Annotated in this window: 20 protein-coding genes; 8 read left to right on the top strand and 12 right to left on the bottom strand. The window is 63.9% G+C overall.

Annotation, left to right across the window (positions count from 1 at the left end; genetic code table 11):
• Window positions 1-5: 5 nt before the first annotated feature.
• The 5 genes from FGD77_RS20270 to FGD77_RS20250 form a co-directional block, all read right to left on the bottom strand.
• A complete protein-coding gene (locus FGD77_RS20270) occupies window positions 6-1,046 on the bottom strand; it encodes a low specificity L-threonine aldolase (protein ID WP_255013248.1) in 1,041 nt (346 codons plus the stop codon).
• Window positions 1,046-1,501, bottom strand: coding sequence for a YcgN family cysteine cluster protein (locus FGD77_RS20265; protein WP_255013247.1), 456 nt, complete (start codon window positions 1,499-1,501; stop codon window positions 1,046-1,048). Before FGD77_RS20265 ends, FGD77_RS20270 begins: the two co-directional genes overlap by 1 nt.
• Window positions 1,498-2,436 (bottom strand): bifunctional riboflavin kinase/FAD synthetase, encoded by a 939-nt coding sequence (locus tag FGD77_RS20260; protein ID WP_255013244.1) that lies wholly within the window; start codon window positions 2,434-2,436, stop codon window positions 1,498-1,500. Before FGD77_RS20260 ends, FGD77_RS20265 begins: the two co-directional genes overlap by 4 nt.
• Before the next feature lie 77 nt (window positions 2,437-2,513).
• Window positions 2,514-2,957 carry a MaoC family dehydratase gene (locus FGD77_RS20255; RefSeq protein ID WP_255013242.1) on the bottom strand — a complete coding sequence of 148 codons (444 nt, stop codon included), beginning with the start codon at window positions 2,955-2,957 and terminating at the stop codon, window positions 2,514-2,516.
• A 142-nt stretch (window positions 2,958-3,099) separates the two neighbouring features.
• The gene (locus tag FGD77_RS20250; RefSeq protein ID WP_255013240.1) at window positions 3,100-3,975 is read right to left on the bottom strand and encodes an HAD family hydrolase; all 876 of its coding nucleotides are present in this window, start codon (window positions 3,973-3,975) and stop codon (window positions 3,100-3,102) included.
• Between the two features lie 118 nt (window positions 3,976-4,093).
• Between FGD77_RS20250 and FGD77_RS20245 the strand changes: the two genes are divergently transcribed.
• Window positions 4,094-4,972 (top strand): cation diffusion facilitator family transporter, encoded by an 879-nt coding sequence (locus tag FGD77_RS20245; RefSeq protein WP_255013238.1) that lies wholly within the window; start codon window positions 4,094-4,096, stop codon window positions 4,970-4,972.
• An 80-nt stretch (window positions 4,973-5,052) separates the two neighbouring features.
• On the opposite strand, the gene FGD77_RS20240 is transcribed toward FGD77_RS20245, so the two are convergent.
• Entirely contained in the window at window positions 5,053-5,973 is a 921-nt protein-coding gene (locus FGD77_RS20240; RefSeq protein ID WP_255013236.1) for a manganese-dependent inorganic pyrophosphatase, read from the bottom strand.
• Window positions 5,974-6,074: 101 nt separating this feature from the next.
• Between FGD77_RS20240 and FGD77_RS20235 the strand changes: the two genes are divergently transcribed.
• The 4 genes from FGD77_RS20235 (at window position 6,075) to FGD77_RS20220 (ending at window position 9,629) form a co-directional block, all read left to right on the top strand.
• Window positions 6,075-6,761, top strand: a complete 687-nt coding sequence (locus FGD77_RS20235; protein ID WP_255013234.1) for a DUF2161 domain-containing phosphodiesterase — start codon at window positions 6,075-6,077, stop codon at window positions 6,759-6,761.
• A 187-nt stretch (window positions 6,762-6,948) separates the two neighbouring features.
• Window positions 6,949-7,236, top strand: coding sequence for a co-chaperone GroES (locus tag FGD77_RS20230; RefSeq protein WP_255013231.1), 288 nt, complete (start codon window positions 6,949-6,951; stop codon window positions 7,234-7,236).
• A 74-nt stretch (window positions 7,237-7,310) separates the two neighbouring features.
• Window positions 7,311-8,954 carry a chaperonin GroEL gene (groL, locus tag FGD77_RS20225; RefSeq protein WP_255013230.1) on the top strand — a complete coding sequence of 548 codons (1,644 nt, stop codon included), beginning with the start codon at window positions 7,311-7,313 and terminating at the stop codon, window positions 8,952-8,954.
• Between the two features lie 183 nt (window positions 8,955-9,137).
• Window positions 9,138-9,629 (top strand): GNAT family N-acetyltransferase, encoded by a 492-nt coding sequence (locus FGD77_RS20220; protein WP_255013228.1) that lies wholly within the window; start codon window positions 9,138-9,140, stop codon window positions 9,627-9,629.
• Between the two features lie 14 nt (window positions 9,630-9,643).
• Here the strand turns inward: FGD77_RS20220 and FGD77_RS20215 are convergent, their stop codons facing one another.
• Both FGD77_RS20215 and FGD77_RS20210 read right to left on the bottom strand, forming a co-directional pair.
• Window positions 9,644-10,147, bottom strand: a complete 504-nt coding sequence (locus FGD77_RS20215) for a GreA/GreB family elongation factor (RefSeq protein ID WP_255013226.1) — start codon at window positions 10,145-10,147, stop codon at window positions 9,644-9,646.
• Between the two features lie 5 nt (window positions 10,148-10,152).
• On the bottom strand, window positions 10,153-10,590 hold the full coding sequence (locus tag FGD77_RS20210) for an NUDIX domain-containing protein (RefSeq protein WP_255013224.1): 438 nt from the start codon (window positions 10,588-10,590) through the stop codon (window positions 10,153-10,155).
• Window positions 10,591-10,662: 72 nt separating this feature from the next.
• On the opposite strand from FGD77_RS20210, the gene FGD77_RS20205 reads away from it, so the two are divergent.
• The 3 genes from FGD77_RS20205 (at window position 10,663) to FGD77_RS20195 (ending at window position 13,998) form a co-directional block, all read left to right on the top strand.
• Window positions 10,663-11,385, top strand: a complete 723-nt coding sequence (locus FGD77_RS20205) for a triacylglycerol lipase (protein ID WP_255013222.1) — start codon at window positions 10,663-10,665, stop codon at window positions 11,383-11,385.
• Window positions 11,382-12,536 carry an alpha-D-ribose 1-methylphosphonate 5-triphosphate diphosphatase gene (locus FGD77_RS20200; protein ID WP_255013220.1) on the top strand — a complete coding sequence of 385 codons (1,155 nt, stop codon included), beginning with the start codon at window positions 11,382-11,384 and terminating at the stop codon, window positions 12,534-12,536. The genes FGD77_RS20205 and FGD77_RS20200 overlap by 4 nt, the downstream gene beginning before the upstream one ends.
• A gap of 127 nt (window positions 12,537-12,663) precedes the next feature.
• Window positions 12,664-13,998 (top strand): lytic murein transglycosylase, encoded by a 1,335-nt coding sequence (locus FGD77_RS20195; protein ID WP_255013218.1) that lies wholly within the window; start codon window positions 12,664-12,666, stop codon window positions 13,996-13,998.
• A gap of 398 nt (window positions 13,999-14,396) precedes the next feature.
• Here the strand turns inward: FGD77_RS20195 and FGD77_RS20190 are convergent, their stop codons facing one another.
• The 4 genes from FGD77_RS20190 to gpmI are packed head-to-tail and all read right to left on the bottom strand — an operon-like array spanning window position 14,397 to window position 18,985.
• Complete coding sequence (locus FGD77_RS20190; protein ID WP_255013216.1) at window positions 14,397-14,879, bottom strand: RNA pyrophosphohydrolase; 483 nt, start codon at window positions 14,877-14,879, stop codon at window positions 14,397-14,399.
• A gap of 54 nt (window positions 14,880-14,933) precedes the next feature.
• On the bottom strand, window positions 14,934-16,271 hold the full coding sequence (locus tag FGD77_RS20185) for a S41 family peptidase (RefSeq protein ID WP_255013214.1): 1,338 nt from the start codon (window positions 16,269-16,271) through the stop codon (window positions 14,934-14,936).
• Window positions 16,272-16,274: 3 nt separating this feature from the next.
• The gene (locus FGD77_RS20180) at window positions 16,275-17,447 is read right to left on the bottom strand and encodes a murein hydrolase activator EnvC (RefSeq protein WP_255013212.1); all 1,173 of its coding nucleotides are present in this window, start codon (window positions 17,445-17,447) and stop codon (window positions 16,275-16,277) included.
• Window positions 17,444-18,985: a 2,3-bisphosphoglycerate-independent phosphoglycerate mutase gene (gene gpmI / locus FGD77_RS20175; RefSeq protein ID WP_255013210.1), complete on the bottom strand. Its 1,542-nt coding sequence runs from the start codon at window positions 18,983-18,985 to the stop codon at window positions 17,444-17,446. Before gpmI ends, FGD77_RS20180 begins: the two co-directional genes overlap by 4 nt.
• Window positions 18,986-19,040: the final 55 nt, after the last annotated feature.

The following is a 19,040-nucleotide window of genomic DNA, read 5'->3' as shown; positions in this document are numbered from 1 at the left end:
GCGTTTCAGCCCTTTGCCAGCGCCAGAAAATCGTCGATCATCTCGTGTGTGATCGACCAGTCGCAGACCAGCCGCATCATCAGGCGTTCGTCTGCATCGCCCTCCAGATCGCCCCAGAGTCCATAGACTGCACCCGCCGCGTGCAACCGCTGATGCTGGTGGCGGGGCAGGGTTGCGAAGATCATGTTCGCCTCGGGCTCTTCGACAAACTCCAGCCCGGCCACATCGCGCAGGCCGGCGGCGAGCCGGGCGGCGTTCGCGTTGGCGGCGCGGGCGGCGTCCAGCCATGTGCCGCCGTCCAGATAGCCCTGCATCTGCGCTGACAGGTAACGATGCTTGGAAAACAGATGCGCGCCGCGCTTGCGGCGCAGCTCGAATTCCCACGCATGGGCGGGATCAAAGAAAATCACCGCCTCGACCCCGGCGCAGCCGTTTTTCGTGCCACCAAGGCTGAGCGCGTCGATCCCCGCCTTCCATGTCATGTCGGCGGGAGTGCAGTCCAAGGCGACCAGCGCATTGGCGAACCGCGCCCCGTCCAGAAACGTGGGCAACCCGTACTCACGCGCCACCCCGGTCAGGGCGCGCATTTCCTCCAGCGTATAAAGACGCCCCATTTCGGTGACCTGCGTGATCTGCACCGGCCCGCGCTGCGAGGTATGCACATCGCCCTTGGTCCAGCCTTCGATCCGGGCGCGCAGCCCGGCCGCGTCCATCTTGTCACCACTGCCTACAAGGCTCAGCTTGGCGCCGCCGGTGTAAAATTCGGGGGCGTGACATTCATCGACGTTGATATGGGCCAGCGGCGTGCAGAACACCGCCTGCCACGGCTGGGTGAGCGTCCCCAGCGCCAGCGCGTTGGCTGCGGTGCCGGTGGCGACCAGATAAACTGCGGCTTCGGGTGCCTCGAACAGCTCGCGGATCTGCGCGCGCACGCCGTCCATGATGGGATCGGTGCCATAGCTGGGCTGATAGCCACTATCGGCGGCCATCATCGCCCGCGCCACGGCAGGATGCATCGGGCCGCTGTTGTCGGAGGCAAAATACATCAGGTCGGTTCCTCTATGACATGGTCTTCCCAGTCGTCCTCGTCGATTTCAAATTCGGGGACGGTCCGGCTTTGCATCGAGACGCCCGCGTCATGAACGCTTTGTGGATCGCCGGAAATCAGCGGATGCCAATCGTATAGCTTCTTGCCCTGCCACAGCAGCTTGTAAGCGCAGGTTTCGGGCATCCAATACAGGTTTGTGTCCATATTCGTGGGCTTCAGCACGATGCATTCGGGCACGAACTGGTGGCGAATCGGGTATTGCGCACAGCGGCAGGTGGTATCGTCGAACAGGCGACAGGCGACGCGGGTCATCACGACCTCGCCGGTATCCTCGTCCTCCAGCTTGTTCATGCAGCATTTGCCGCAGCCGTCGCACAGCGCCTCCCATTCGGGGCGCGTCATGCGGGTGATGGGCGTATCCTCCCAAAATCGGGGGCGCAGCGGGGGACTCATAGCGCGTCCAGTATGCTGCGGGCCTTGGCGCAGTCGGCATCCATCTGGGCGATGAACGCCTCAAGGCTGTCGAACTTTGCCTCGGGGCGCAGGTATTCAACCAGCGCGACCGACAGATCGGCGCCGTAAAGATCGCCGGAGAAATCAAACAGGAACGTTTCCAGATTGGGTACCTCGCCCTCGAACATCGGGCGCACACCCAGCGAGGCCGCGCCGGTATATTGTCCCAGATGTGGACCGTTCAGAACGTCGACCAGAACGGCATACACGCCAAAGCGCGGCGGATGCAGCCCCGCAATCGACATGTTGGCCGTCGGATAGCCCAGCTCGCGGCCGCGCTTGAACCCGCCCATGACCGTTCCTTCGATCCGGTGCCAGTGGCCCAGCATCACGGCCGCGTCCTGAACGCGCCCCTCGCCCAGCGCGCGCCGGATCGCGGTCGAACTGACCTGACTGCCCTCAGCCACCAGAAGATCCGCGATGGTCACGTCAAAGCCCATCTCGGCGCCGTATCCGGACAGCATTTCGGCATTGCCGGCGCGCCCCTTGCCAAAGCAGAAATCCTTGCCCACTACCAGATGGCGCAGGCTCAGCCCGTCGGCGATCACGCTTTGCGCAAATTCGCGGGGGGACAGCGCGGCCATGGCCGCGTCAAAGGGCAGCTCGAACAGGGTTTCCACCCCCAGCTTGGCCAGACGGTTGGCGCGGGCGCCGGGGCTCATCAGGCGAAAGGGCGGGGCGTCCGGGGCAAAGTGTTCGCGCGGGTGGGGCGTGAAGGTGACGATGCCCAGCGGCGCGCCTGACACGGCGCCGGCATCGCGTGCCAGATCAATAACGGTACGGTGGCCCAGATGCACGCCGTCGAAATTACCGATAGCGGCGCTGGCGCCCTTGGCAGAGGCCGGGACGGCCTTGTAATCGTGGAAAATACGCATGGCGAAGGCGTAGCGTGGCGCATCCTGCTACGCAAGCATGGATGCGCACGTCACGCGACTGTGGGGCGGGTTTTGCGCTAGTCGAACTTGCGGGAGGGGGCCATGACCATCGCCTCGCCGATCAGGACCTTCTTGCCGTTGACCATGCAGCGGCAGTCCAGCCCGACGCGCCGCTTGGCGTGATCGATGGAAATCACCTCGACCTCGGCATGGACCATGTCGCCGGGGCGGACCGGGGCGAGGAACTTCAGCGACTGGCCCATGTAAACGGTGCCATGGCCCGGCAGCTGTTCGCCAATCACGGCCGAGATGAGGCCGGCGGTCAGCATGCCATGCGCGATGCGTCCCTCGAATATGGTGTCGCGGGCATATTCATCGTCCATATGCACCGGATTACGGTCGGTCGAAACCTCGGCGAACAGCTCGATATCGCGGTCGGTAATGACTTTGCGCAGGTGGCGCGTCATGCCCATCTCGATGTCTTCGATGCAGATCGTGCCGCGTGGCATGTTGTCCAACATGAGGCCCTCCGGGTGGTCCTGTGGGTAACAATAAGGCGCCGAGGCGCCGCATATTGGAACTTTATTACTTCGCAGGCGCAGAAAATCAACCCCTAAAGGAGTCCGTACCTGGCTAATTATTGCGCCGTGAGCGGCCCGGCCTTTAGCGCAAATGCCCTATTGTATAGGTCGGAGACGCCATTTTCTGTGCCAGATATGCCTCCAGCCGCGCGGGGTTGGGTTGATCGTCGGCGTTCGTCTCGGATGCGGCCAGCCCGCCGGTGATGAACAGCGAATCGATATTCTCGCCCATCGCGCCTGCAATGTCGGTGCCGATTCCGTCACCAATCGCCAGAATGTCCGCTTCGGCGATATCCTTGCCAAGGGCGGCCAGTCGGCGGCGCGCCAGATCGTAGATCGGCGGATGCGGTTTGCCGAAATACAGGCTCTCGCCGCCCATTTCGGTATAAAGCTGCGCCAGCGCGCCGGCGCACCACTCGCGCACATCGCCGCGATCCACCACGATATCGGGGTTCGCGCAGAGCAGCTTCATCCCCTTTTGCTTGGCATAGAGGAAATCGGCGCGGTTCACCGCCGGGTCGGCCAGCGGATCGAACGGGCCGCAGCAGACGATGCCGGTGGCGCGGTCCAGCGGCACGCGGGTGATGGGTGCGGGGTCGTCGATCACCTCCATAGGCGCAAAGAAGCCCTCGTCACGGGCAGGTTCGCCCATGAAATAGACCTTGTCGCCGACAACACCGCGAAACATTGCGGCGCGGGCTGAATCGCCCGAGGTGGCGATGGCGTCATAGGCATCGTCCGGCACGCCGAATTCATGCAGCTGCGCCGCCACCCCCTTGCGCGGTTTGGGTGAGTTGGTCACCAGCACCACCGTGCCGCCGCCCGCGCGGTAGATCCGCATCGCGGCGACGGCGTCGGGATAGGCGGTGACGCCATTGTGCAGGCAGCCCCACAGATCGACGAACAGCGCGTCGTAGCGGCTGGACACGTCGGCGAGCGATTGGATGATCTGGGTCATGGGGCCTCCCTTCGGCGTTGGTTTCAGATATGGCAGGCGGAGGCGCCCGAGGCCAGAGCCGAGTCCGGTTGCAGCCCGTTGCACCCCCGCGCTAGATGAGCGGCGAAGGAGCGACATCATGCATGATCATTCAGGCCACAGCCATGACCATTCGCATATCCCGAAGAACGAGACGAAAATCGCCATCGCCGCCGCGTTGACCGGCACCTTCATGGTGGCCGAGGTGGTCGGCGGCGTCATCTCGGGCTCGCTCGCGCTGATTGCGGATGCGGGGCATATGCTGACCGATTTCGCGTCGCTGATGCTGGCATGGCTGGCGTTCCGGCTGGCCCGCCGTCCTGCCGACTGGAAGCGGACCTACGGGTTTGACCGGTTTTCGGTGCTGGCGGCCTTCGTCAACGGCATGTCGCTGTTTGTCATCGCGGGCTGGATCCTGTGGGAGGCGATCCAGCGCCTGAACGATCCGCAGGAAGTGCTGGGCGGCGTCATGATCTGGGTCGCGCTGGGCGGTCTGCTGGTCAATATCCTTGCCTTTCTGGTGCTGACGCGCGGCGGCGCAGGCGAGAATCTGAACGTGCGCGCCGCTGCATTGCATGTGATGGGCGACTTGCTGGGATCAGTCGCGGCGTTGGTGGCGGCGCTGGTGATCATTTGGACCGGCTGGACACCGATTGATCCGATCCTGTCGGTGCTGGTTGCTGTGATCATCCTGCGCTCGGCGTGGAAGGTGGTGGCACAGAGCGGGCACATCCTGCTGGAGGGCGCCCCCGACGGGTTTGACCGGCGCGACGTGGTCGCAGACCTGTGCGCCGAGGTGCCGGGGCTGCGCGATGTGCGCCACGTTCACGCCTGGTCGGTCACGCAGGAGCGGCCCATGGTTACGATGGTCGTCGAGCTGGACGCGGGCAGCGATGCAACTACCGTCAAGACTGCGATCCGCGAACGCCTGCAAGAGCGGCACGCTATCGGGCATGTCACCATCGAGGTAGAGCGCTGACGGCGCCGAATCCTCGCGAACAGTCGTTTGCGGCGCGGGTCAGAGCAGCGCCGCCGGGTGGCCGATGCCCGGCCCCCGCGTCAGATCTTGAGGCTGGGGATGATCTGCTTTTTCCGGCTCATCACGCCGGGCAGGATCACAGTGTCGCCCGTGGGTGCGATGCCAAAGGACTTCTCGGCCAGCGTTTTCACCATGTCGTTGGGGATCAGCAGCGTCGCCTCTTCGTTCAGGATGTCGACGACGAACAATAGCACCTGATCGACGCCATCCTCGGCGGCGACCGTCTGCATCGTCTGCATCAGGCTGTCCTTGCGGTCCAGAACCACCTTGGGCGCCGTCGTTTCCAGCACCGAGACGCGGAATTTGGCGCCGGGCAGCTCGAACTCCTTGCTGTCCATGCGCAGCAGTTCGGCGTCGGTAAAGGCCGAGACGTCTGATTTGGCGGCGAACATCTGGGCCGCATAATCGCCGATGTCGATGCCCAGATCCGATGCCAGATCATGGGCGATCGCCTTGTCCTCGTCCGTGGTGGTCGGGCTGCGGAATTCCAGCGTGTCGCTGAGGATGCACGACAGCATCGCGCCCTTCACGCCCTCGGGCATCTGCGCCATGTCCTTGCCGATCATCTTCCACATGATGGTGGCCGTGCAGGCCATAGGCTCGATCCGGATTTCCAGCGGGCCCAGCGTTTCCAGCCCGCCGACCAGACGGTGATGGTCGATGATGCTGCGGATATCGGCGTTGTCGATATTGGCGGGCAACTCGGCGGGGTTGTTGGTGTCGACGATGACGACGGGCTGGCCGTCGTCGACATCCGCGATGATCCGAGGCGTGTCCAGGTCCCAGCGTTTCAGCATGAACGCGGCTTCGGTATTGGGCTGTCCCAGCAGCACCGGCTGGGCGTCGATGCCTTTGATCTCGCTCAGATACCATGCCCAGACGATGGGCGATCCGGTGCTGTCCGTGTCGGGCGATGTGTGGCCGAAAACGAGCGTTGTCATGGGCTGCGGTCCTTGAATGCGAAACTGTTGCGAATTTGGGCGTCTTATAGGGGGGCGATGCGGGCTTGTCACGGGGGCGCGGTCCGGCCACGATGCGGCGCATGCAAAAACCTGTCGAAACCGATCTGTACGCGCCGGTGAAGGCTTGGCTGGAGGCGCAGGGCCATAGTGTCAAGGGCGAGGTCGGCGCCGCCGATGTCGTCGCGCGCAAGGGCGGTGCGCTACTGATCGTCGAACTGAAGCTGGGATTTTCGCTGGTGTTACTGCAACAGGCCGTGGCGCGGCAGGCGGTGTGCGATCTGGTCTATGTCGCGGTGCCGCGCTGGCGCGGCAAGGCGGGCTGGCGCGCATTCAAGGGCAATATCGGCCTGTGCCGTCGGCTCGGACTGGGGGTTCTGTCGGTTCAGTTCGAGGACGGGACCGTGCAGGAACATGCGGCGCCGGGACCGTTCCAGCCGCGCAGATCGCCCAAGAAACGCGCGCGGCTGGTGGCCGAATTCGACACGCGCAGCGGTGATCCGACACCGGGCGGCACCAACGGGCAGGTGATGACGTCCTACCGGCAGGACGCGCTGACCTGCGCGGCATATCTGGCGGGCGCAGGTGCGTCGAAAGGCGCCGATGTAGCGCGCGAAACCGGGGTGGGGCGGGCGCGGCAGATCATGGCGGACAATCATCACGGCTGGTTCTATCGCGCCAGTCGCGGCATCTATGCGCTGAGCGACGCAGGGGTCGCCATGCTGGGCACGACAGCGGTTCACATGCCCGAACTGCCGACAGTCGGCTAATTGCGCAGATAGCTGGACGTGGCGGGCATCGGCGGACTGCGTCATCGTATAAATGTTTAGATCACGAAGCAGTTGACACAGCGCTGCGGGCTGCCTAACTACCCATCGTTAGCACTCGCCTTGGGTGAGTGCTAACGGCCCGCATCCGGGCCACAGAAACGTAACTTTGAGCTAAGGAGCCTCAGAGATGGCATTTACTCCGCTGCACGACCGCGTCCTCGTTCGCCGCATTGAAGGCGACGAGAAAACCAAAGGCGGCCTGATCATTCCCGACAGCGCCAAAGAAAAGCCCAGCGAAGGCGAAATCGTCTCGGTTGGCGAAGGCGCACGCAAGGACAATGGCGAGCTGATCGAAATGGCCGTGAAGGCCGGTGATCGCGTCCTGTTCGGCAAATGGTCCGGCACCGAGATCACGATCGACAGCGAAGAGCTGCTGATCATGAAGGAGAGCGATATTCTGGGCAAAATGGCCTGATATCGCGCGATGCTGCGCCGCCCCACGGGGCAGGCGTGCATTAACCTGACACACTAATTCGAAGGAATTGAGATATGGCTGCTAAAGACGTCAAATTCAGCACCGACGCCCGCAACAAGATGCTCAAGGGCGTCAACATCCTGGCCGACGCCGTCAAGGTCACGCTGGGCCCCAAAGGCCGCAACGTGGTCCTGGACAAGTCGTTCGGCGCCCCGCGCATCACGAAGGACGGCGTATCCGTCGCCAAAGAGATCGAGCTGGAAGACAAGTTCGAGAACATGGGCGCGCAGATGGTCAAAGAAGTGGCCAGCCGCACCAATGACGAGGCCGGCGACGGCACCACCACCGCGACGGTTCTGGCGCAGGCCATCGTCCGCGAAGGCATGAAGTCGGTTGCAGCGGGCATGAACCCGATGGACCTCAAGCGCGGTATCGACATGGCGACTGCCAAGGTCGTCGAGCAGATCCGCAAGGCTGCCCGTGATGTGTCCGATAGCGCCGAAGTCGCGCAGGTCGGCACCATTTCCGCCAATGGCGAAAAAGAAATCGGCCAGCAGATCGCGGACGCGATGCAGAAGGTCGGCAACGAGGGTGTGATCACCGTCGAAGAGAACAAAGGCCTCGAGACCGAGACCGATGTTGTCGAGGGTATGCAGTTCGACCGTGGCTACCTGAGCCCCTATTTCGTGACCAATAGCGACAAGATGATTGCCGACCTTGAGGACTGCATCATCCTGCTGCACGAAAAGAAGCTGTCGTCGCTTCAGCCGATGGTTCCGCTGCTTGAGCAGGTCATCCAGTCGCAGAAGCCGCTGCTGATCATCGCCGAGGACGTCGAAGGCGAGGCTCTGGCCACGCTGGTCGTCAACAAGCTGCGCGGCGGTCTGAAGATCGCAGCCGTCAAGGCACCCGGTTTCGGCGATCGCCGCAAGGCAATGCTGCAGGACATCGCGATCCTCACCGGCGGTCAGGTCATCTCCGAAGATCTGGGCATGAAGCTGGAATCGGTCACGATGGACATGCTGGGTTCGGCCAAGAAAGTGTCGATCACCAAGGACACCACCACCATCGTTGATGGCGCTGGCGAGAAGGCCGAGATCGAGGCGCGCGTTGCCCAGATCCGTAACCAGATCGAAGAGACCACCAGCGACTACGACAAAGAGAAGCTGCAAGAGCGCGTGGCCAAGCTGGCCGGCGGCGTTGCAGTCATCCGCGTCGGTGGCATGACCGAAACCGAAGTCAAGGAGCGCAAGGACCGTGTTGACGACGCGTTGAACGCGACCCGTGCGGCCGTTCAGGAAGGTATCGTCGTTGGCGGCGGTGTTGCCCTGATCCAGGCTGGCAAGATTCTGGACGGTATGACCGGTGAGAACAACGACCAGACGGTCGGCATCTCGATCGTGCGCAAGGCGCTTGAAGCGCCCCTGCGCCAGATCGCCGAGAACGCCGGCGTTGACGGTTCGGTCGTTGCGGGCAAGATCCGCGAGTCCAGCGATGCCAAGTTCGGCTTCAACGCGCAGACCGAAGAATATGGCGACATGTTCAAGTTCGGCGTCATCGACCCTGCCAAAGTGGTGCGTCACGCATTGCAGGACGCGGGTTCGATTGCCGGTCTGTTGATCACGACCGAAGCCATGGTTGCCGACAAGCCGTCGAAAGACGGCGCCGGCGCAGGTGGCGGCATGCCCGACATGGGCGGCATGGGCGGAATGATGTAAGGTTTCGCCTGGCGAAAACCGAACTACCACCCAAAGCCGAGACTACGGGGGTCGCCTTTCTGGCGGCCCCTTTTTCGTGTGGCAGATGTTCCACCAAAAGAGATTTATGCCTCCGGCGGGGATATTTATGGCAAAAAGAAAGCGCTACTCGCCTGAGGCGTGTGCGGTGTGATGGGAAGGGCGATGATTCTTAGATTTCCTGAATTCAGTCGCGAGATGCGGCGCGGCGAGGAACCTGCCGTTGGCGCGCTGCTGCAGCGGGCCTTTGGCGGGGACGGCGAGGCGCGTTTGGTGCAGGCGCTGCGCAAATCGGGCGCTGTCGCGGGCGAGGTGGTGCTGCCATTTCAGGGCGGCATCGTGGGGTATTACGCCCTGTCGCGCATGGACGCCCCCGAGGGCTGGCTGTGTCTTGCCCCGGTCGCGATCGACCCGGACTGGCAGGGCGCGGGGCATGGGCGGCGGTTGATCGGCATGCTGGCAGAATGGGCGCGGCGCAGCGGCACCTATGTCGCCGTGCTGGGGCAGGTGCCGTTTTACGAACGCGCAGGTTTCAACGCCACGCGGGCGTCGCGGCTGACAACGCCCTATCCGGTCGCTCAGACGTTGATCGCGGGGCCGGGCGAGGATGCGCCGCAGGCGGCGCTGAGCTATCCTGCCGCGTTCGGCGCGATGTAGCGGTGGGGGCGGGGTTAATCTGCCTTATCGATGTGCGTCACTTCCAGTTCGACCATGCCGCTGGGGCGGGGCCATTCGACGACGTCGCCCAGTTGCGCCTCAAGCAGCGCGCGCGCGAGGGGGGAGTGGGCAGCGATCAGGCCCTGTGTCGGATCGGCCTCGTCCTCGCCGACGATGGTGTAGGTGGCGGGCTTGCCGTCCTCGTCCAGTACGTCAACGGCGGCACCGAACTGCACGCTTGGATAGGCGCCCTCGGGCGGCTCGACCAGAATGGCCGAGCCAAGCCGTGCCGCCACATAGCGCAAGTCACGTTCGGCCACCGCCAGCGGATAGAGCGTTTCGGGATCGTCCGGCGCAGCGCGCAGGCGGGCGATTTCCGCCTCCAGCGTGGCCTCGCGGGCATGTAGCTGGGCCAGACCGCGCGGCGTGACGTGGTTGGGGTGCGCAGAGATCGGCAGATCGTCCAGCCGCTGGGGCGTGGTGCTGCCGTCGTCTTCTTTGGTGAAGGCCTTGTTCATGTGCGTTACCCGACGATTTCCTCGAGTGGATCATAGCCGATGCCGTCTGAAAAGGCGATTGTCCTCAGGCTGTCGGGTTTTAGCCGGATATCGGGCAGCTCATCTGCGGCAAACCAGCGGCGGCGGGTCACGATGCCCTCGGGGTCGCGCCAGCCTGCATCCAATGCGCCGCTGACCAGCGTGCAGCGAAAGAATATTTCCACCTGATGAAAATCGCGCTGGGCGGCGTGAAATTCATTTATCAGGCACGGCGCGCCGATGGCAATGCGCAGCCCTGTTTCCTCGTGCACCTCGCGTTCAAGGCTTTGGGGCAGGCTTTCATGGATATTTGCGCCGCCGCCAGGCGCGCACCACAGATCGCTGCGCGCGCCCGGAAAGGCGTTGACCAGCAGCAGCCGGTCGTCGTGAATCAGGACGGCGCGGGCAGCGATGCGAATGGGCATGGGCGGGCTTTTACCTGTGGCAAGGGATGTGGGGGCTTTTCGTGCGGACAGTTTGCGCATATCTGCACAAGGATGAAAACATGGCCTCTCATAGTGGCGCTTGCTTTGCCTGTTCCGGCATTGGCTGACTGCGCCGTTCTGCTGCATGGGCTGGCGCGCAGCGATGCGTCGCTTCTGGTGATGGGCGAAGTGCTGGAGGCGGCGGGAATGCAGGTGGTGATCCCGTCCTATCCGTCAACCAAGGCGCGGATTTCCGCGTTGGCCGACGAGGTTCTGCCGGGGGCCGTTAGGGCCTGCGGTGACGAGACCGTTCATTTTGTCACTCATTCGATGGGCGGTATCCTCTTGCGTGCGTGGCTGCCTGCGCACCGGCCCGAAAACCTGGGCCGCGTGGTGATGCTGGCCCCGCCGAACCACGGCAGCCAGGTCGTGGATGAACTGGGCGGTCTGGAGCTGTTCGAATGGATCAACGGCCCGGCGGGCATGCAACTGGACACCGGGCCTGATACATTCACCGAAAGCCTGCCGCCTGTGGATTTCGATCTGGGTGTCATTGCAGGCACGCGGTCGCTGAACCCCTATTTTTCGCTGCTGCTGAAGGGGCCTGACGATGGCAAGGTGTCGGTCGCCTCGACCAAGGTGGATGGGATGGCCGATCATATCAAATTGCCGGTCACGCATACCTTCATGATGAATAATCCGATGGTCATCTCGCAGGTCGAGAAATTTTTGACCAGCGGCGCGTTTGACCATGACATGAATATCGGCGATCTGTTCCGGTGGGGTGACGATTGAGCCTGTCGCTGGAACTGCGCGGCGCTGATGTGCTGCATCCCGGCGGGCTGTCGCGCGCGCCGTTGGCCATTGCAGATGGGTGCATCGTTTCAGGTGAATCGGGCGGCGGCGGGCGCGTGGTGGACCTGACCGGGTTCACCGTATTGCCTGGTATCGTTGACGCCCATGGCGACGGGTTCGAGCGGCATCTGGCCCCCCGGCGCGGCGCGATGAAGGATATCGGCGCCGGCCTGATCGCCGCCGAGGCTGAACTGGCGGCGAACGGTATCACGACCGCCATGCTGGCGCAGTTCTACAGCTGGGAGGGCGGCATGCGCGGCCCTGATTTCGCCACCGCCGTCATGAAGGGGCTGGCGCAGATACGCGGCAGCGTTGTGACGGACCTGCGCGCGCAGCTGCGGTTCGAGGTGTCGATGGTGGACGATTACGAGGCTGTCGCAGCGTTTATCGCGCACTACGGCATTGGCCATGTCGTGTTCAACGACCATCTGCCGCATGCGGCACTGGCGGCGGGCAAGCGGCCGCCGCGACTGACCGGCCAGGCGCTGCGTATCGGGCGCAACCCCGAGCGGCACCTGGAGGTGATGCAGGCGCTGCATGATGGTATGGACCGTGTGCCGCAGGCTCTGGCGCGGCTGACGGCGGATCTGGCGGCGGCGGGAGTGTGCATGGGCAGCCATGACGACCGCAGCGCCGCCGCGCGCGCTGGGTGGCGCGCCATGGGCGTGACGATCGCCGAGTTTCCCGAAACGATGGAGGCCGCCGAGGCCGCCCAAGCCGGCGGTGATGCCGTCGTCATGGGGGCGCCGAATATCGTGCGCGGCGGCTCGCATAACGGCAATGCCAGCGCGGTGGACATGGCGGCGATGGGCTGCGTCGATGCGCTGGCGTCCGATTATCACTACCCCTCATTGCGGCGCGCGGCTTGGTTGCTGTCGGACGCGGGGATATGCGATCTGGCGGCGGCGTGGCATCTGGTGTCCAAGGGGCCGGCGCAGGTTCTGGGCCTTGCCGACCGGGGCGATCTGGCGCCGGGCCAGCGCGCCGATCTGACGATCCTGAGCAGCAACAGCCGCCGCGTTATGGCCACGCTGGCGGGGGGGCGGATCAGCTACCTGGCTGGGGATGCGGCGGATCGGTTCATCGGCTGAGTGTGCTTATGCAGGCATCGGCGGTTCCCCGCAGAAGCGCCTTGCATGACGCTTTCGATTTGCCCGGCTGTTGCCTATTGTGAAACAAAAGACTGAGGCAGAAAAAGACTGAGGCAGAGGGCAGGCGATGAAGATTTCGACATGGATGACCGCAGGTTTGACCGTTCTGGTGGCCAATAGCGCGGCAGGCGCGCCGGTCAGTACATCGCCCCGCCCCGAGGGGCGCCCGGACGGGCAGGTGCTGGCATCGGCGGCGGTGCGTGCGCCGACCACCGCCTTGCGTCCGGTGCTGCGTCCGGCGGATCTGGATACCGACGCACCGCTGCGCGTCGCGGCCAAGGATCCGGGCTTGCGCAGCTGGATCGCCGGATTTCGCGCCCGCGCGGCGGCGGTTGGGATCGAGGGGCAGGCGTTTGACGCGTCCTTTGCGGGCGTGCAATACGATCCGGGCGTGATCGCGCGGGACCGCAACCAATCGGAATTTTCCAAGCAGATATGGGAATATCTGGACACTGCCGTATCGTCTTCGCGTGTCAGCAACGGCAAGGCGGCACTGGCCCGCCACGGCGCGGCGCTGAACCGGATCGAAGCCCGTTACGGCGTCGAGAAGGAGGTCGTCACGGCCATCTGGGGCCTTGAGAGCGCCTATGGAGCCGCGCGGGGCAGCAGCCCGCTGATCGAATCGCTGGCCACGCTGGCCTATGACGGGCGGCGCGGCGCGTTCTTTGAAGAGCAGCTGATCGCGGCGCTGAAAATCGTGCAGGCAGGAGACGTGGCACCCCGCGCCATGACTGGCAGCTGGGCGGGGGCAATGGGCCATACGCAGTTCATGCCCACATCCTACCTGTCCTATGCGGTGGATTTCACCGGCGATGGCAGGCGCGACATCTGGTCGGACGACCCGACCGACGCGCTGGCATCGACCGCAGCGTATCTGGCGCATTTCGGTTGGAAAAAAGGGCAGCCCTGGGGCGTCGAAGTGCGCCTGCCAAGCGGGTTTGATCTGTCGCAGGCACGTCGCGATTTGACCCGCAGCCCCGCCGCATGGGCCGCCGAGGGCGTGCGCGACATGGCAGGGCGCCCGGTGCCGAACCATGGCAAGGCATCGATCCTGCTGCCTGCCGGATCGGGCGGCGCGGCCTTTATGATCTTTGACAATTTCAGCGTGATCGAGCGCTATAACAAGGCCGATGCCTATGTCATCGGCGTTGGCCACCTGTCCGACCGGCTAAAGGGCGGCTCGGCTATACAAGCGCCCTGGCCGCGCCAGTATCATGCGATAAGTTCAGCCCAGAGGCGTGAGATCCAGAGCCGCCTTCGCAGCAAGGGTTTTGCCGTTGAAAAGATCGATGGCATCATCGGTCCCAACACCACCAATGCGATCCGCGCCTTTCAGCAATCCGCCGGGTTGAGCGCCGATGGGTATCCATCCCAGGAACTGCTCAAGGCGCTGGGCGGCTGATCGCGGGGTCTGGGTGTTTTCACCAAGAAAAGCCAACAGGTTCGGCTCCCATTTGCGGTGTTAGACTGTCGTGGATGGAGGGGCATTGGCCCCCATTTTCAATACCCAATACGACCTCTCAGCCGTCCTGATGTCGAACGACTGATCTGTCCGCCATCTTGCGATGGACAGATTAAGGCTGGCTATGGACAGCGCTGCGACACAACCCCAGATCACCGCGCATCTGGAGCATCATCGGGCGCGGTTTAAAGGATGGCGGCCGGGTGAGGTTTTGGAGTCTTAAACCGCTGTAAGTCTGTATTCACTTTTTGCCCCTATGCTGGATCCCCATGAGGCCGTTTTGGGATATATGGCCATCGGCGCCGGGCATGTTTGGCTGGCATGGGCGGTGATCCGCGTCAGAGGTGCGGTGCGAATTCTTCCAGAACGGCGGTATAAACCGCGCGTTTGAAGGGGACGATATGGCGGGGCAGATCCGCAGGCGACAGCCAGCACCAGTGGGAAAATTCGGGATGCGCCGTGAGGATGTTGATCTGGCTGTCATCGCCGCGGAACCGGGCCAGAAACCATTTCTGTTCCTGCCCGCGATAGCGGCCTTTCCACATCCGGGCCACCAGATCATGCGGCAGATCATAGCGCACCCAGCCTGCCGTCTCGGCCTCGATCCGGACTAGATCAGGCGTGACTCCGGTTTCTTCGGCCAGCTCGCGCACGGCGGCGGCGCGCGCATCCTCGCCCGGATCGATGCCCCCTTGGGGCATCTGCCAAGCAGGCTCTTTCGTGTCGATGCGCTGGCCGACAAAGACGTGCCCGTCTCTGTTGACCAGCATCACGCCGACACAAGGACGATAGGGCAGAAGGGCGATCTGTTCCGGGGTCATGACCCTCTCCGAGGCTGGTGGGCGGGCCGCGACTGGCGTGGCCCGCTGCTTGCGTCAGTTGCTGCCGTTCAGCGTGGTGAGACCCTTGAGGATGTCGATGGCATAGGCCAGCTGGTAATCCTCCTCGCGCAGCTTTGCGCTTTCTTCGGCGCGTTCGCGGGTTTCCTTGATGTGCTGGATCTCGTCCTCGGTCAGGCTGTCATTGTTCAGGCTACCGCGCAGATCCGCCTCCGACCGCAGCAGTGGCGGTGCGCCGTTCTCGTCCTCCACCTCCTCAGGCTTGCGGCGCGGCTGCGCGACCAGAATGTCGGGCGACACGCCCAGCGCCTGAATCGAGCGGCCCGATGGGGTGTAATACCGGGCGGTGGTCAGGCGCATCGCGCCGTCGCCGCGCAGTGGCATGACCGTCTGAACCGACCCCTTGCCAAAGCTCTTGGTGCCCACCACCACCGCGCGGTGATGGTCCTGAAGCGCGCCGGCCACGATTTCGGATGCCGACGCCGAGCCACCATTGATCAGCACGACGATCGGTTTTCCCTCGGCCAGATCGCCGGGGGTCGCATTGATACGCTCGCCGTCCTGCGGATCGCGGCCACGGGTGCTGACGATCTCGCCCTTTTCCAGAAACGCATCCGACACCTTGATCGCCTGATTCAGCAGACCGCCGGGGTTGTTGCGCAGGTCAATGACAAAGCCGTTGATCTTGTCGATGCCGCCGGCCTTTTCGACCTCGTCGGCCAGGCTTGCTTCGAGGTTCTCATAGGTCTGGTCGTTGAATTTCGACACACGCAGAACCACGGCCTTCTGCTCGGTTCGCGCGCGCACGGCGACCAGCTTGATCGTGTCGCGGATGATGGACAGATCGAACGGCTCGCTCTCGCCTTCGCGCACGAGGGTGATGACGATCTCGCTGCCGACCGGGCCGCGCATCATGTCGACTGCGGCGTCCAGAGTCAGGCCCAATACACTTTCGCCGTCGACATGGGTGATGTAATCGCCCGATTCAACGCCCGCGTCAGCCGCCGGTGTGCCGTCGATGGGCGAGACGACCTTGACGAAGCCTTCTTCTTGGGTGACCTCGATGCCCAGTCCGCCGAATTCGCCGCGCGTCTGGACCTGCATGTCCTCGGCGTCGTCGGGCGGCAGGTAGCTGGAATGGGGGTCGAGCGATGTGAGCATGCCGTTGATTGCGGCCTCGATCAGGTCGCCCTCGTCGACTTCTTCGACATATTGCGCGCGGATCCGCTCGAAAATGTCGCCAAAGAGGTCCAGCTGCTCGTAGACGCTGGTGCTGTTCTTGCTCTCCTGCGCCATGAGAGGGGCGGCGATCTGCGTGGTGACGATCACGCCTGCCAGCGTGCCGGCGCCGGCAGCCATCAGGAATTTCTTCATAGATTACTCATCCTTGTCTGTCTTGAACCACAGCGCGGGGTCTACGGCGGTGTTATCCTGTCTGACTTCTATATACAGGGTTTGCGTCCATTCGGTAGCCGCCTCTAGCAGCTCGGCGGGCACAATTTCGTCATCCCGCTGTGTGCCGGGATCACCGACACCGCCCATCAGGCCCACGGGGCTGCCCCCGGGCAGGACTTGTCCTATCTGACCATAGACCACGTCCATCCCGGCGAAGACCAGCAAAATTCCCGATTGAGGCTCTAGGATCGCGACGTTTCCGTAATCCAGCAGCGGCCCCTGATAGCGCAGCGTCGCCGCCGCCGGGGTGGTGACGACGGCGCGGGGCGGCGCGGCCATGACGATGCCGGGGCGGATGATGCCTGCCGCGTCCGCCTCGCCCGCGCGGCGCAGGATGCGGCCCTGGACGGGCAGGGGGAGCTGGCCCTTGCGGTCCGCGATACCGGGCAGGCTGCCGGGGGTTTCGTCCAGGGCGATCTGGCTGAGCCCGCTGGCAAAGCCGTCCAGCGATTCGGCTGAGGCGATCAGCAGCGCGGTCCTGACAGGGTCTTCGGTAAAGCGGCGGGGCAGGTCGGTGCGGTCGGCGATGGCCTGGCTTAGCGCGGCGCGGGCGGTTTGCGCGCTGGCCAGCCCCTCGGCCAGTTTGTCGGCGGCGCTTTGCTGTAGGATGCGCAGGTCTGCCAGCTCCTCCATACGCAGGCGCAGCTGGGCGGCGCGCGCATTCAGGGCAGGCGCGACGTCAGCCACGATCATGCCGGAACGGGCGGTGCCTACGGGGCCTGTGGGATGCAGCAATGTCACAGGCGCAGGTGTCGCGCCGATGGAGCTGAGCACGCCCAAAAGCTGCGCGATCTCTTTGTCGCGCGAGGCCAGATCGTCCGCGACGGTCTGTTCCTGAATGGCGGCGCTGCGCAGGCCGACGCGCATGGCGCGCAATCCGGCCTCGAAGGCGCGCACGGTCTGCGTCAGTGCCTTGACCCGGCTGACAGCGCTGTCGGAGTCGTCCAGCGCGCGGGTTGCATCGCCCAGCATTTCGGCGGCAATCCGCGCTTCGGCGCCGGGATCGCTGGCTGCCGGGGTGTCCTGGGCGCGCACGGCGCCCGGCGTCAGCAGCAACAGCGCAGCGCAAATCAGCGGCGCGGCGGCGCGTTTCATGCGTGTTTTGCCATCTGGGCAGGCGCGATCAGGGACTGGCCGGTCATTTCGCCGGGCTGTTCCAAGCCCATCAGATCCAGCAGGGTCGGGGCCAGATCGCTCAGCCTGCCGGGGGTCAGCGCGGCGTCTTGGGGGCCGCCAACCATGATGACCGGGACCAGATTCGTGGTGTGCGCGGTATGGGGCGCGCCAGAGACGGGGTCGATCATCGTTTCGCAATTGCCGTGATCGGCGGTGACGATCATCGCGCCCCCTTGCGCCTCCAGCGCCGTCAGGACCCGGCCCAGCCCGGCATCCACCGCCTCGCAGGCGGCGATGGCGGCATTCAGATCGCCGGTATGGCCGACCATGTCAGGATTGGCATAGTTGACCACGATCAGATCATAACGCGCCTCGATCGCGGCGATCAGGTGATCGGTCACTTCGGGGGCCGACATCTCGGGCTGTAGGTCGTATGTGGCGACGCGGGGCGACTGGGCCATGTAGCGATCTTCGCCCGGTTCAGGCAACTCTCGACCGCCATTGAGGAAATAGGTGACGTGGGGATATTTTTCCGTCTCGGCGATGTGAAATTGGCTGCGTCCCTTTTTGGCGACCCAGACACCCAGCGTATTTTCCGGCATTTCATCCGGAAAGATGCAGTCCATGTAATTTTTATGCCGTTCCGAATATTCGGTAAAGCCCGACACGATGGCAAACCGGGGCCGTGAGCCCGTCTCGAATGCGGCGAATTCCGGGTCGGCAAAGGATGCGAGAATTTCGCGCGCGCGGTCGGCCCGGAAATTCAGACTCAGCAGCCCATCGCCGTCCTGCATGCCGCCATAGTCGCCCAGAACGCGCGGCTTGATGAATTCGTCGGTGCGGCCCTTGCCATAGGCGTTTGCGATGGCCTCTCCGGCGGTTTGCGCGCGGTAGCCTTCGGCCTTGGCGATGGCGAGGTAGGCCAGCGCGACCCGCTCCCATCGGTTATCGCGGTCCATGGCGTAGTAACGGCCAGAAACGGTGGCGATATACGCGCCGTCGGGCAGGGCGTCCTGCAGGCTGTCCAGATATGACTTGGCCGAGATCTGGGCGACGTCGCGCCCATCGGTGAAGGCATGGATCGCGACGGGCACGCCTTTGGCGGTCAGCGCGCGGGCGGCGGCTATCATGTGCTGGATGTGCGAATGGACGCCCCCGTCGGACAACACGCCCAGCAGATGCGCCGTGCCGCCCGAGGCCAGCATGGCATCGGTAAAACGGCCAATGCCGGGCAGCCTGTCAAACGTGCCGTTTTCGATAGCGCGGTCGATACGGCGCAGATCCATTTCGACGATGCGGCCGGCACCGATATTCAGGTGACCAACCTCGGAATTGCCCATCTGGCCTGCGGGCAGGCCGACATCCAGACCGTGCGTGACCAGCGTTGCATTGGGGCAGTTTGCCATCAGCGCATCGAAATTGGGCGTATTGGCCAGAAGTGGTGCGTTACCGATCTTGGAGTCCGACAACCCCCAGCCATCGAGAATGCATAGAATAACGGGTTTGGGGGTGCTCATGTCTTGCTCCTGGCCTCGGTCAGGGCCTTTGGCGCTGCTTTTAGCCAAGATGCGG

The sequence above is a fragment of the Roseovarius sp. M141 genome (genome assembly GCF_024355225.1).
In the GTDB taxonomy this organism is placed as follows: domain Bacteria; phylum Pseudomonadota; class Alphaproteobacteria; order Rhodobacterales; family Rhodobacteraceae; genus Roseovarius.
The sequence above is the reverse complement of the archived record's forward strand: the minus strand, read 5'-3'. Positions and strand labels throughout refer to the sequence as shown.